The sequence below is a fragment of the Nocardioides zhouii genome (assembly GCF_004137345.1).
In the GTDB taxonomy this organism is placed as follows: Bacteria; Actinomycetota; Actinomycetes; order Propionibacteriales; family Nocardioidaceae; genus Nocardioides; species Nocardioides zhouii.
This window is the reverse complement of sequence record NZ_SDWV01000001.1, coordinates 112,592-125,504: the sequence shown is the minus strand read 5'-3', so window position 1 is coordinate 125,504 and position 12,913 is coordinate 112,592. Positions and strand designations below refer to the sequence as shown.

13 protein-coding genes and 1 tRNA gene are annotated in these 12,913 nt (G+C 71.2%); 10 read left to right on the top strand and 4 right to left on the bottom strand.

The window, feature by feature from the left end; translation table 11 throughout:
- The first annotated feature begins 1 nt into the window (after window position 1).
- The 6 genes from nadD (at window position 2) to EUA94_RS00605 (ending at window position 4,353) form a co-directional block, all read left to right on the top strand.
- Window positions 2–628 (top strand): nicotinate-nucleotide adenylyltransferase, encoded by a 627-nt coding sequence (gene nadD / locus EUA94_RS00630; RefSeq protein ID WP_277986068.1) that lies wholly within the window; start codon window positions 2–4, stop codon window positions 626–628.
- Entirely contained in the window at window positions 625–984 is a 360-nt protein-coding gene (rsfS, locus tag EUA94_RS00625) for a ribosome silencing factor (RefSeq protein WP_129423661.1), read from the top strand. The genes nadD and rsfS overlap by 4 nt, the downstream gene beginning before the upstream one ends.
- Window positions 981–1,628 (top strand): histidine phosphatase family protein, encoded by a 648-nt coding sequence (locus tag EUA94_RS00620; RefSeq protein WP_165356749.1) that lies wholly within the window; start codon window positions 981–983, stop codon window positions 1,626–1,628. Before rsfS ends, EUA94_RS00620 begins: the two co-directional genes overlap by 4 nt.
- Before the next feature lie 31 nt (window positions 1,629–1,659).
- A tRNA-Ala gene (locus tag EUA94_RS00615) sits at window positions 1,660–1,735 on the top strand.
- Window positions 1,736–1,830: 95 nt separating this feature from the next.
- Window positions 1,831–3,069: an ornithine--oxo-acid transaminase gene (rocD, locus tag EUA94_RS00610; RefSeq protein WP_165356748.1), complete on the top strand. Its 1,239-nt coding sequence runs from the start codon at window positions 1,831–1,833 to the stop codon at window positions 3,067–3,069.
- A 15-nt stretch (window positions 3,070–3,084) separates the two neighbouring features.
- Window positions 3,085–4,353: a VOC family protein gene (locus EUA94_RS00605; RefSeq protein ID WP_129423659.1), complete on the top strand. Its 1,269-nt coding sequence runs from the start codon at window positions 3,085–3,087 to the stop codon at window positions 4,351–4,353.
- Here the strand turns inward: EUA94_RS00605 and EUA94_RS00600 are convergent, their stop codons facing one another.
- Genes EUA94_RS00600 through EUA94_RS00590 form a run of 3 tightly spaced genes read right to left on the bottom strand, consistent with a single transcriptional unit; the run spans window position 4,354 to window position 6,928 of the window.
- The gene (locus EUA94_RS00600; RefSeq protein ID WP_129423657.1) at window positions 4,354–5,115 is read right to left on the bottom strand and encodes an SDR family NAD(P)-dependent oxidoreductase; all 762 of its coding nucleotides are present in this window, start codon (window positions 5,113–5,115) and stop codon (window positions 4,354–4,356) included.
- A gap of 17 nt (window positions 5,116–5,132) precedes the next feature.
- Window positions 5,133–6,374: an MFS transporter gene (locus EUA94_RS00595; RefSeq protein ID WP_129423655.1), complete on the bottom strand. Its 1,242-nt coding sequence runs from the start codon at window positions 6,372–6,374 to the stop codon at window positions 5,133–5,135.
- Window positions 6,371–6,928 (bottom strand): ArsR/SmtB family transcription factor, encoded by a 558-nt coding sequence (locus EUA94_RS00590; RefSeq protein ID WP_129423653.1) that lies wholly within the window; start codon window positions 6,926–6,928, stop codon window positions 6,371–6,373. The genes EUA94_RS00595 and EUA94_RS00590 overlap by 4 nt, the downstream gene beginning before the upstream one ends.
- A 307-nt stretch (window positions 6,929–7,235) precedes the next feature.
- On the opposite strand from EUA94_RS00590, the gene EUA94_RS00585 reads away from it, so the two are divergent.
- Window positions 7,236–7,721 (top strand): DUF4870 domain-containing protein, encoded by a 486-nt coding sequence (locus tag EUA94_RS00585; RefSeq protein WP_129423651.1) that lies wholly within the window; start codon window positions 7,236–7,238, stop codon window positions 7,719–7,721.
- A gap of 4 nt (window positions 7,722–7,725) precedes the next feature.
- Here EUA94_RS00585 and EUA94_RS00580 read toward each other — a convergent pair whose 3' ends face one another.
- Window positions 7,726–8,490 carry a hypothetical protein gene (locus EUA94_RS00580; RefSeq protein ID WP_129423649.1) on the bottom strand — a complete coding sequence of 255 codons (765 nt, stop codon included), beginning with the start codon at window positions 8,488–8,490 and terminating at the stop codon, window positions 7,726–7,728.
- A gap of 156 nt (window positions 8,491–8,646) precedes the next feature.
- Here EUA94_RS00580 and leuS point away from each other — a divergent pair, with 156 nt between their 5' ends.
- From leuS to EUA94_RS00565, 3 genes are all read left to right on the top strand, one after another.
- Window positions 8,647–11,142: a leucine--tRNA ligase gene (gene leuS, locus EUA94_RS00575; RefSeq protein ID WP_129423647.1), complete on the top strand. Its 2,496-nt coding sequence runs from the start codon at window positions 8,647–8,649 to the stop codon at window positions 11,140–11,142.
- Between the two features lie 29 nt (window positions 11,143–11,171).
- Window positions 11,172–12,029: a DegV family protein gene (locus EUA94_RS00570; RefSeq protein WP_129423645.1), complete on the top strand. Its 858-nt coding sequence runs from the start codon at window positions 11,172–11,174 to the stop codon at window positions 12,027–12,029.
- Window positions 12,030–12,091: 62 nt separating this feature from the next.
- The gene (locus tag EUA94_RS00565; RefSeq protein ID WP_129423643.1) at window positions 12,092–12,913 is read left to right on the top strand and encodes a ComEA family DNA-binding protein; all 822 of its coding nucleotides are present in this window, start codon (window positions 12,092–12,094) and stop codon (window positions 12,911–12,913) included.

Here is a 12,913-nt window from a genome sequence, read left to right as displayed (position 1 = left end):
CGTGGTGCGTCGCGTCGGGGTGATGGGCGGCACGTTCGACCCCATCCACCACGGACACCTGGTGGCCGCCTCCGAGGTCCAGTCGTGGTTCGACCTCGACGAGGTCGTCTTCGTCCCCACCGGCGACCCGTGGCAGAAGAGCGACCGCGACGTCACCGAGGCGGAGCACCGCTACCTGATGACGGTGGTCGCGACCGCGGCCAACCCCCGGTTCAACGTCTCGCGCGTCGACATCGACCGCGACGGGCCGACGTACACGATCGACACGCTGCGCGACCTCAAGTCCGAGATGCCCGACGCGGAGCTGTTCTTCATCACCGGCGCCGACGCACTGGCCGACATCTTCACCTGGCGCGACGCCGACGAGCTCTTCGAGCTGGCGACCTTCGTCGGTTGTACGCGGCCGGGCTACGAGATGGACCCCGCGACGATTGAGAAGATCCCGTCCGACAAGGTCACCATGGTCGAGATCCCCGCACTGGCGATCTCCTCGACCGACTGCCGCGACCGTCATCGGCGCGGCGAACCGGTCTGGTACCTCGTGCCCGACGGCGTCGTCCAGTACATCGCCAAGCACGACCTCTACGCCTCTCCCTCGACCACGCACGACAGCAAGGACACTGCATGACAGCCACCGACCACGCCCTCGAGCTCGTCGCCGTCGCGGCCCAGGCCGCGCACGACAAGAAGGCCGACCAGGTCCTGGCCTTCGACGTCAGCGAGCAGATCGCGATCACCGACGCCTTCGTGCTGGCCAGCGCCACCAACGAGCGGATGGTGGGCGCCATCGTCGACGAGGTCGAGGACAAGCTCCGCGACGCCGGCGCCAAGCCGATCCGCCGCGAGGGCCACCGCGAGGGTCGCTGGGTTCTGCTCGACTACGGCGAGATCGTCATCCACGTGCAGCACGAGGAGGAGCGGATGTTCTACGCCCTCGAGCGGCTCTGGAGCGACTGCCCGGTGATCCCGCTCACCCTGACGTGAGGCTCGTTCTCCTGCGGCACGGGCGCACGGAGTGGAACGACACCGGCCGTGCGCAGGGCCACGCCGACGTGCCCCTCGACGACGTCGGGCTGGCGCAGGCCAAGGAGGTTGCGCCGGTGCTCGCCGCGTTGCGACCCGTCACGATCTGGTCGTCCGACCTCGCCCGCGCGGCACAGACGGCCGATGCCGTCGCCGCCGAGTGCGGCCTCGAGCCGGTCCGCGACCCGCGGCTGCGCGAGTTCGACATCGGCCCGAACCGCGCCGGCCTGACCAGCGAGGAGTACGCCGCCGCGCACCCGGAGGAGTACGCCGCCCTGCTCGCCGGCGAGTTCGAGGCGATCCCGGGGCGGGAGACCCGCGACGACGTGCTGGCGCGCTTCGTGCCCGCGCTGACGTCGTACGTCGACACGCTCGCCGACGGCGAGACCGGCCTGGTCGTGTCCCATGGAGCCGCGCTGCGCGTGGCCGTGCCGGCCTTCCTCGGGTGGTCGGGCGACCCTGCCGAGTCGCTCGGCGTGCTCGCGAACTGCGGCTGGGTGGTGCTCGAGCACTCGGCCTCGACGTGGACCGGCGGGGTCGAACGGTGGCGCCTGATCGCGTGGAACCGCCTCGCGTCACCGGCCACGGACCCCGATTTCACCTAGGTCGAGGCGTCGGCTAATCTTCTCTGCTGTTGGGGGTGTGGCGCAGCTGGTAGCGCATCTGCATGGCATGCAGAGGGTCAGGGGTTCGAGTCCCCTCACCTCCACCAACGAAGAGGCCGGATCCGCAAGGGTCCGGCCTCTTCTCGTTGCACCGATCGCAGCGAAATCGGCGTTCGGCGAGGGCCGGTGGCACCATGTGCTCATGACCGCGACCGCCTCCTCCACCAGCACCGTCTCCGACCTCACGGCCTCCCACGTCGAGACCACCGAGCGCTACGCAGCGCACAACTACCACCCCCTTCCGGTGGTGCTGGCGCAGGGCGACGGCGCATGGGTCATCGACGTCGACGGCAAGCGCTACCTCGACTGCCTCGCGGGCTACTCCGCGCTCAACTTCGGCCACACCAACGAGCGGCTCGTCGCGGTCGCGCGCGAGCAGCTCGGCAAGCTCACGCTGACCAGCCGCGCCTTCTTCAACGACCAGCTCAGCGGCTTCGCCGAGGCGCTGACCCGCCTCACCGGCAAGGACATGATCCTGCCGATGAACTCCGGCGCCGAGGCCGTCGAGACCGCGATCAAGGTCAGCCGCAAGTGGGGCTACGAGGTCAAGGGCGTGCCCGCCGGACAGGCCACGATCATCACCATGGAGGGCAACTTCCACGGCCGCACCACCACGATCGTCAGCTTCTCCGACGACGACGTCGCGACCTCGGGCTACGCGCCCTTCACCACCGGGTTCCGCAGCGCGAAGTACGGCGACATCGAGGCCATCGCCTCGGCGATCGACGAGACCACGGTCGCCGTGCTCTTCGAGCCGATCCAGGGCGAGGGCGGCGTCGTGATGCCGCCCGAGGGCTTCCTGCGCGACCTGCGCGAGCTCTGCACCGAGCGCAACGTGCTGATGGTGGCCGACGAGATCCAGTCCGGCCTCGCGCGCTCCGGCCGGACGTTCGCGTGCGACCACGAGGACGTCGTCCCCGACATCTACATCCTAGGCAAGGCGCTCGGCGGCGGCATCTACCCCGTCTCGGCGATCGCGGCCGACCACCACATCATGGACGTCATCACGCCCGGCTCGCACGGCTCGACCTTCGGCGGCAACCCGCTCGCCGCCGCGATCGGCACCGAGGTCGTCGCGATGCTCGAGGAGGGCACCTTCCAGGCCCGCTCGGCCGAGATCGGCGCCCAGCTCGAGGCCGGCTTCACCCCGCTCATCGGCAGCGGTCTGTCCGACGTACGCGTCCGCGGCGCCTGGGCCGGCATCGACATCGACCCGTCCCTGATGTCCGGTCGCCAGATGTCGGAGGCCCTGATGGCGCGCGGCATCCTCGCCAAGGACACCCACGGCTCGACCGTCCGCTTCGCCCCGCCGCTGGTCGCCAGCGACGAGGACATCGCCGGTCTGGTCACCGCCGTCACCGAGATCCTCGCCGCCGGCTGAGACCTGGCCGTCCCGATGATCGCCCGGTTCGACCACCTGGTCGTCGCGGTCGAGGGCCTCGACGAGGCGGCGGCCCGGTGGACGGCAGCGGGGATTCCCGCTGCCCCTGGCGGCAGGCACCCGGTCGGCACCGAGAACGCCCTCGTTCGCGGTCCCGGCCCGGCGTACGTCGAGCTGATCGCGGCGGGCTCCGACGAGTCGAACCCCTGGCTGGACCGGATCCGCGCCGCCCGGGGACCGATCTCGTGGGCGATCGCAGTCGACGACCTCGAGGCGGCGCGTACGTCGCTCTCGGCCGGCGGCTTCGAGCCCGCACCCGCTGTGCCGGGCTCGCGTCGCACTCCTGACGGTGACCTCGTCGAGTGGGAGGTCTGCGACGTCGGCGGTGGACCGTACGACGATGCGCTGCCGTTCCTGATCCAGTGGACGTCGCCGATGCCTCCCGGGCCTGCGGACGGGGCCGTCGTGGAGCGATTGCAGCTGAGCCCTCCCGACCCCGAGCGGGTCGCCGACCTGCTGATCGCGCTCGGGTTCGAGCCGAGCCGCCACTGGCCCCGGCGGGTGTTCGAGCCCTCCGGCGGGGGAGTGGGGATCACGCTGGAGCCCATCGGTGATCAGGTCGACCTGGGTCCGGCCTCGTGGTCGATGGGCTGGGACGACGACGAGCGTGGAACGCGTGCGACGCTCGCGCTGCGTACGTCGTCCGGTGAGCTGACCCAGGTCACCCTCGACGGCGTGGCCGTCGTGGCCTGGCCGGACCGGCGGCGGTTCGCGGCGTCGACGCTCGTGCCGCAGGACGGGAGCACGGGCGCCTCCGCACGTGCGGAGGCCTGGGTCGATGCACTGGTGGCGTCCGGGCGGGCCGTAAGCGAGCCGGTGGACCTGGCGTGGTCCGACGGACCCAACCTCGAGGTCCGCAGGACGGTGCGACTCACGGGTCCGCGCGCCACCCAGCCCATCACCGTCCAGTGGGGTGCCCACCCCACCTTCGGCGACGATGTCGTGGGGATCGGCGTGGGCGCCGCTCCGGTGCTGCTCGAACGCCAGCCCGAGTGGCGCTCGCCCGGTGCGGGGCACGAGGCCGGGCGGATCGACGACGCCTTCGTCCTGGCGCTCACCGGTGGCGTGTACGCCGTGCGGGACGGCCGGTCGCTCGTGGTCCGGTCGCTCGACGGCTGGAGCGGGTCGGGGCTCCACGAGCCGGACGAGGCAGCCCAGTGGCTCGCCGAGGCCGTCGACGGCACGCGTACGGACGGCGTGCTGCGCGGGGAACCCTGGGTCTGATCAGGCGATCGTGAGCCCGCCGTCGACGGGGATCATCTGACCGGTGACGTACCCGCCGGCGCCGGAGGCGAGCCAGACCGCGGTGGCGGCGAGCTCGCGCGGGTCGCCGGTGCGTCCGGCGGGCACGCGCTGCATCGCCAGGTCGAGGTAGCCGTCGGGATAGGTCTCGGTCATCTCCGAGGCGAAGAACCCGGGCGCCAGCGCGTTGACGCGGATGCCCTTGCGACCCGTCCACTGCTGGGCGAGGTCGCGGGTCAGTCCGCCGAGTCCCGCTTTCGAGGCGCTGTACGCCGCCTGCGGCAGGCCGCCGGTGGTGATGCCGAGGATCGAGGAGATGTTGATGATGCTCGACCCCGGCTGCATGACGCGCCCGCAGGCCTGCGCCATCCAGTAGCAGCCGTTGAGGTTGACGTCGATGACCGAGCGGAACTGCTCGGGCGTCTCGCGGGTGGCGGGGACGGCGGTGCCGATGCCCGCGTTGTTGACGAGGACGTCGACGCGGCCGTACGCCTCCATCGCCTCGTCGACGAGCCGCTGGCACTGCTCGGGGTCGGCCACGTCGGTGGCCACCGTATGCACGCGCCGGCCAGTGGCGCGTACGGACTCGGCCACCGCCTCGAGCTTGTCGACCCGCCGCGCGCCGAGGACCACGTCGGCCCCGGCTTCGGCGAACGCGTGGGCGAAAGCGACGCCGAGGCCGCTCGAGGCGCCGGTGACGATGACGACCTTGTCGTCGAGGCGGAAGAGGTCCAGGAGGCTCATGACGCGACCCTAGCGACCTACTGCGCGGCCGGTGCAGGCTCGGAGACCGGTGCCCGCGGCAGGGTGCGTACGGACCGAGAGCAGAGCACGAGTGCCACGACCACGACGTAGGCGACGGCGGAGGTGATGAGGACCGGCCGGTAGCCGAAGGCTGCGGCCAGGGGCCCGAATGCGATCTGACCGATCGGGATCGCCACGAAGGAGCCGAGTGCGTCGTAGGAGTAGGCGCGCGACAGCATGCGGTCCTCGATGTTCTCCTGCATGGCGAGGTTCCATCCCATGCCGAACACCTCCGTGCCGGCGCCGGCCGCAAAGGCCGCGATCACGAGGCCGACCAGGTGCGGTGAGACCCCGAGGATCAGCATGGGCGGTGCCATCAGCAGCACGCCGAGCATGCCCAGCAGCAGGGGGCGCTCCAGACGGACCCGGAGCAGGACGACGGTCGTGACCAGGAATCCGGCTGCCTCCGCGGACAGCACGAAGCCCCAGCCTTGTCGGCCGATGGTGTCGTCGGCGATCGCGGGTCCGAGCGTGGACCAGGCGCCGGCGTGGATGAGGTTGAGGACGCCGAAGCCGACGACGACGATCCAGAGCCAGGGCGTCGCCCAGAAGAAGCTCCATCCCTCGCGCAGCTCACGGAGGGTGTCGGCCGGTTCGCCCGCGGACTCCTTGGGCGGGATGGTCACCGGTACCAGGAGGAGCGCAGCGAGCGCCCAGGTGAGGGCGTCGACCGCGAGCGCCCACCCCGATCCCACCGTGACGACCAGCAGCGCGCCGAGGGTGGGGCCGATCACCATCATCCCGTTGCGCGTCAGCGAGATCAGCGCGTTGGCCGGCTGGAGGTCGGAGCGTGGCACCAGCTGTGGGAGCGCGCTGGCCATCGCGGGGAACCCGACGCCGGACACTGCGCCGTGGACGATGCTCAGCAGGACGAGCATCCAGATCTCGGCATGACCGGCCAGCACCAGCACGGCGATCGCGCCCTGGCTCAGGGCCGACGCGACGTTGGAGAACTGCAGCACCAGCGTGCGGGGGAACCGATCCGCGATCACACCGCCGTAGAGCAGCAGCGCGACCATCGGGATGGTGTGGGCAGCCAGGACCTGGCCGAGCGCCGTGGGGGAGTCGGTGATGTCGAGGACGGCGAAGGCGAGCGCGATGCTCGCCATCATGTTGCCGAGCGTGTTGACGAAGCGCGAGGCGAAGTACCACGCGAAGTTGCGGTTGCGCAGGGGCGCGAGGGCGCTGGACCAGGTCACGGCCGCCACCTCGCGACCTCGCCCGTGAGGCCACCGGTCATGGTGAAGGCGTTCGTCGTCGCACTGATGTGGACGGTGTCGGGGGTGCCCGCCGGGAGCGCGGCGGCGTGCAGGAGGTGCGAGGCCTCGTGGAGGAGGTCGAGCGCGCGGTGCCACGCCGCGACGGGCACCCAGGCCTCGAGGTCGCTGGCCGAGCCCGACCCGGTGGCGGCGTCGCGCAGCCGCCGCTCCACCTCGAGCGCGTTGGCCCGGGCGTACGCGATCCGGTCGTCGACCTGGCTCGTACGGTCCGCGACCTCGCGCGTGGCGTCGTACCGGTAGCGCTTGGCGACCCCACCGCGGATCTTCTCCTCGCTCTCCACGACGAGCTCGCCGATGTCGTGGAGCACGCGCAGGTGGTACGACGCGTTGGCGTGCGTGAGATCCAGCGCGCGGGCCACGTCGGCCGCGCTCATCGCCTCCGCGGTCAGCAAGGACATGATGCGCAGCCGTACGGGGTGGGCCGTCGCCCGCAGCCGGGCCACGTCGCCGGGATCGCGCGTCTCGTCCGCCATCTCACCCTCCAAGAGTTCTTGGGGAGTGAGTGTGCCCCGCGGACCGGCGACTGTCAAACACTTATTGGGCAGTCGATGTCGGGGAGGCGGGAGGCGGAGGTTCCATATCCAAACTGGAGCCTCACCCGCGAAGTTTCGGGGTGGAGGCTGCAGTTTCCCCGGGTACCCGGGGATCGCGACGACGCCCCGCCCGGAACGACCCCTGACCCGACCCTGACTCGACCCCGGAACGGGATGAAACGGTGCTCCCGGCGTGCTTGAGTGGGTGTCATCGACAGGGCACCCGGCCCACCGAGGAGTGAGTGAGATGTCCGACCAGTACCCGCAGGACCCGCAGGCCGCGGACCCGACGCAGCCCCACCCGACGCAGGCGTACGTCCAGCAGCCGCAGGGCTACCAGACCCAGCCGTCGACGATGTCCGCCGAGGACGAGCGCACCTGGGGTGCGATCAGCCACGCCGGCGCGGTCGTCGCGATGATCTGCTCCGCCGGCTTCCTGGGCTTCCTCGCCTCGATCGCGGTCTACGTGATCCACAAGGACCGCGGCCCGTTCGTCCGGGCCCACGCCGCGAACTCGCTCAACATCCAGATCACGATGTTCATCTGGCTGGTGGTGCTCGGCATCCTCACCATCCCGATCGCCCTGCTGACCCTCGGCCTCGGCCTGGTCGTGATGCTCCCGGCGCTCGCCGCGGCGTTCGTCGTGGCTGGCATCCTGCACGTGATCGGTGCCGTGAAGGCCTACAACGGCGAGTGGTGGAACCCGCCGCTCACGCCGCGCTTCGTGAAGTGAGTCGTCACCTGAGCTGATCCAGGACCTCGTCCTGCCACGCGAACGCTGCCCGGGACCGGACCGCCAGGTCCGGCCCGGGCAGCAGTGCTTCCACCCGCTCCGCGAACCCGTCGGGCAGGTCGGTGCGCAGGTAGCGCAGCCCGAAGTCGAAGCGGGCGGGGGAGTGCTGGATGCGCAGCAGCTTGACCAGCGGCTCCACCGCGAACCGCAGGTGCAGCAGGGTCGCCTCGGCCAGGTCGTCGCGCGCGATCGCCCGCTCCACCAGCCACGCGGCCGTCTGGCGCCGCGCCGCGGTCTGCTCGATCGCCTGCGCGCGCTGGGCTGCCAGCTCGGCCTCGTCGTCGTCCTCCAGGACGAGCAGTCCGTCGGGGTCGTGGACGACGATCGGTGTGCCGTGGCGGCGTGTGTCCATCGTCAGCCGCTCGGGCGTGGTCAGCACGACGATGTCGAGCAGCCGCGTCGGCCGCGACAGGTCGGCTGCGTCGGGCTGGAGGTGCACGAAGCACTGGCGCCCGTCCGGCCACGTCGCCTCGGGCAGCTCCCAGACGCTGTCGACCGTGAGCTCGGCGCGCAGCAGCGCCAGCACGGCGGCGTACGTCGTGGCGGCGTCGCCGCTGCACCAGGCCTCGATGTCGAGGTCGGAGTGGTCGTCCCAGCCGCCAGCAGCCGCGGACCCGTTCACCACGACGACCTGCAGCGCGGGCACGCGGCGGGGCAGGTCGCGGAGGAGATCGAGGACGTCGTCGTACCTGCTCAGGTCGGCACTCACGGAAACGAGTATGCTGGTCCCGTGCAGAACCAGCTCCTCCTTCCTCAGCCGCGCTGATCGAGTCCTCCCACCCACGAGGACCGACACGCGGCTACCCCTCCATGTGAGGGGTTTTTTCATGCCACCACCCAGCAGCCAGCAACAAGAGGACACGCCATGACGCAGGACAACGCAGCTCACGACGGAGAGCGCGCGACGTACGACATCGCCGCCACCGAGACGAAGTGGCAGCGTGTCTGGGAGGAGCTCGACCCGTTCCGCGCCGACGACGACAGCCCGCGCGAGAAGCGCTACGCGCTGACGATGTTCCCGTACCCGAGCGGTGACCTGCACATGGGTCACGCCGAGGTGTTCGCGCTGCACGACGTGGTCGCGCGCTACTGGTGGCAGCGCGGCTACGAGGTGCTGAACCCGATGGGCTTCGACTCCTTCGGCCTGCCCGCGGAGAACGCTGCGATCCGCAACGACGAGCACCCCGACACCTACACGCGCGCCAACATCGCGAAGTCGATCGAGTCGTGCAAGAAGTACGCCGCGTCCTTCGACTGGTCGCGCACGTTCAACACCTCCGACCCGGACTACTACCGCTGGACGCAGTGGCTGTTCCTGGAGTTCTTCAAGCGTGGCCTGGCCTACCGCAAGAACAGCGCGGTCAACTGGTGCCCCAACGACCAGACCGTGCTGGCCAACGAGCAGGTCGTCGGCGGCGTCTGCGACCGGTGCGGGGCGGAGGTGACCAAGAAGGAGCTGACCCAGTGGTACTTCAAGATCACCGACTACGCCCAGGAGCTGCTGGACGGCCTGGACGACCTGGAGAAGACCTGGCCCGACCGCGTGGTCACGGCCCAGCGCAACTGGATCGGGCGGTCCGAGGGTGCGCACGTCGACTTCATCATCGCCGGGCGTGACGAGCCCGTCACCGTCTACACGACGCGCCCCGACACGATCTTCGGCACGACCTTCATGGTCGTCGCCGTCGACTCGCCGCTGGCCGCCGAGCTGGTCAGCGACGGGCAGCGCGAGGCGTTCGAGGGCTACCGCGACGAGGTCCGCAAGGCCAGTGACATCGAGCGCCTGGCGACCGACCGCGCCAAGACGGGCGTCGACCTGGGCATCACCGCCGCCAACCCGGTGACCGGCGAGCAGATCCCGGTGTGGGCGACCGACTACGTGCTGGCCGACTACGGCACCGGCGCCGTCATGGGCGTGCCCGGCGGCGACCAGCGCGACTGGGAGTTCGCGACCACGATGGGGCTGCCGATCGTACGCACCACCGAGGTCCCGGCCGACTTCGACGGTGAGGCGTACAGCGGCGAGGGCGCGACCATCAACTCGCCCGCACCGGGCAGCGCCGCGCCGCTGGACATCAACGGCCTGCCGGTCGCCGAGGCCAAGAGCGCGACGATCGAGTTCCTGGAGGCGCAGAAGACCGGCAAGGGCACGGTGAACTTCCGCCTGCGCGACTGGCTGCTGAGCCGTCAGCGCTACTGGGGCGCGCCGATCCCGATCATCCACTGCCCCGTCGACGGTGAGGTCGCCGTCCCCGAGGACCAGTTGCCGGTGACGCTGCCGATGCTGCGCGGTTCCGACCTGAAGCCCAAGGGCACCTCGCCGCTGGGCGGGGCGGCCGAGTGGGTCAACGTCGCGTGCCCCACGTGCGGTGGTCCGGCCACCCGCGACACCGACACCATGGACACCTTCGTGGACTCGTCCTGGTACATGTTCCGCTACTGCTCGCCGCACGACGACACCCAGCCGTTCGACAGCGCCAAGGTCAACGCGTGGATGCCGTCGAACCTGTACGTCGGCGGCGTCGAGCACGCCGTGCTGCACCTGCTGTACGGCCGCTTCTTCACCAAGGTCCTGAACGACATGGGCCTGGTCGACTTCCGCGAGCCGTGGTCGGCGCAGCTGAACCAGGGCTTCGTGATCAACCAGGGCAAGAAGATGAGCAAGTCGCTGGGCAACGGCGTCGACCTGGGGGACCAGCTGGGTGCCTTCGGTGTGGACGCGGTGCGCCTGACGCTGGTCTTCGCGGGTCCGCCCGAGGACGACATCGACTGGGCCAACATGTCGCCGGAGGGGTCGCTGCGCTTCCTGCAGCGCGCCTGGAGGCTGTCGGGCGACGTCACCTCGTCGCCCGGTGCTGACGTGTCGACCGGCGACCTGGCGCTGCGGCGTACGACCGCGCGGACGGTGCACGACGCTGCCGAGCTGGTCGAGGCCTACCGCTTCAACGTGATGGTCGCGCGCGTGATGGAGCTGGTCAACGCCACGCGCAAGGCCATCGACTCCGGGTGCGGTCCCGCAGACCCCGCCGTACGCGAGGCGACCGAGGCCGTGTCGATCCTGCTGTCGCTGGTCGCGCCCTACACGGCCGAGGAGATGTGGGAGCGGCTGGGCCACGAGCCCACCGTCGTACGCGTCGGGTGGCCGGAGGTCGACGAGGCGCTGCTGGTCGAGGACACCGTCACGGCGGTGGTGCAGGTCCGCGGCAAGGTGCGCGCGCGCCTGGAGGTCTCCCCGGACGTCACCGAGGCCGACCTGGAAGCGGCAGCCATGGCCGACGAGGGCGTGCAGCGGGCCATCGACGGCGCTCCGGTGCGCAAGGTGATCGTGGTCGCGCCCAAGCTCGTGAACATCGTCGTCTGAGGCTCCTGCGCGCCAGTAGGGTCGCCCCTATGTCTCGTGTGGTCGTTGTCACCGACTCGACCGCGAGCCTGCCCGCCGAGGTGGCGCAGGCTCGCGGGATCCGGGTCGTGCCACTGCAGGTCGTGATCGGCGCGAAGGTGCTCGACGAGGGGCCGGACGGTGCGACCCCCGAGGTCGTCGCCGAGGCGCTGCGCGAGTTCGTGCCGGTCAGCACGTCGCGCCCGGCGCCGGCGCTCTTCGCCGAGCTCTACCGCTCGCTGGAGGCCGAGGGCGTCGACGAGATCGTGTCGGTGCACCTGTCGGGCGAGATGAGCGGGACCTTCGAGTCCGCGCAGCTCGCCGCGCTCGAGCTCGAGCTGCCGGTGCACGTCGTCGACTCCGGCCAGGTCGGCATCGCGACCGGCTATGCCGCGCTGACCGCCTGCGACGTCCTCGACGCCGGCGGGACGGCTGAGCAGGCCGCCGAGGCGGCGCTGGCCCGGGGCGAGGGCGCGACGTCGCTGTTCTACGTCGACACCCTGGAGTACCTCCGCCGCGGCGGCCGGATCGGGGCGGCGGCTGCGATCTTCGGCAGCGCCCTCTCGGTGAAGCCGCTGCTGCAGATCACCGACGGCAAGGTGATGCCGCTCGAGCGCGTGCGTACGGCGTCGCGCGCGCTGGCCCGGCTCGCCGACCTCGCCGTCGAGGCCGCCGGTGAGCAGTCGTTGGACGTCTGCGTCTCCCACCTCGCCAACGCCGACCGCGCCGAGGAGCTTGCCGCACTGCTGACCGAGCGGCTCGCGTCAGGGTTGGAGGGCCGCGAGGTCATGTGCGGCGAGCTCGGCGCGGTGCTGGGCGCCCACGTCGGGCCGGGCATGGTCGCGGTCTGCGTCTCGCCCCGTCCCTGAGCCTGTCCACAGATTGCCGATCGCCCCTGTTGGGCGGGTGTCGGCGTTCCTAGCGTGGAGGGATGCGCCGATCCCAGTCCTCGCCCGAGCACGCCGAGGCGGTGTCGCGGCGATTGGCGACGCTGAGCGCCGAGCTCGCCGCCGTACGAGGTGAGCCGGCGCAGTCCGACCCGTCCACCCACACGCGGGTGCGCGAGCGGCCCGACGACCCGCCCGTGCCGGTCGTGCTGGCGGTGCCGGGACGGCACGCGTCGCGGCGGCTGCGGATCGGCGGGCTGCAGCTCGGGCCGGTGCACCTGGCGGTCGTCGCTGTGGTGGCCGCGTCCGCGGTGGCCCTCGCGGCCTGGTGGGCCGTCCGCGACCAGGCCGAGCTCGTGCCGACCGCGACCGTGACCTCGTCTGCGGAGCCGCTGGCCCCGGTGACGCCCGAGGAGTCGACTGAGGCCGTCGGCCAGGACGTCGACCTCGTGGTGGACGTCGCCGGGAAGGTCCGCAAGCCCGGCATCGCCGTCCTGCCGCCCGGGTCGCGCGTGGTCGACGCGCTGAAGGCGGCCGGGGGAGCGCGGCGCGGGGTCGACCTCACGGCGCTGAACCTGGCCCGGCTCGTTGTCGACGGCGAGCAGATCCTGGTCGGAGTCGCGCCGGCGCCGGGCATCGCAGGCAGCCTCGGGACGAGCGCGCCCGAAGGTACGTCGCTGGTCAACCTCAACACGGCCGACCAGACCGTCCTCGAGACACTGCCGGGGGTCGGCCCCGTGACTGCCGGGGCGATCCTCGCCTGGCGCACCGACAACGGCGGGTTCACCTCGGTCGACGAGCTGCTGGAGGTCGACGGCATCGGCGAGGCCACGCTCGAGGACCTCGCCCCGCTCGTCACGCTCTGA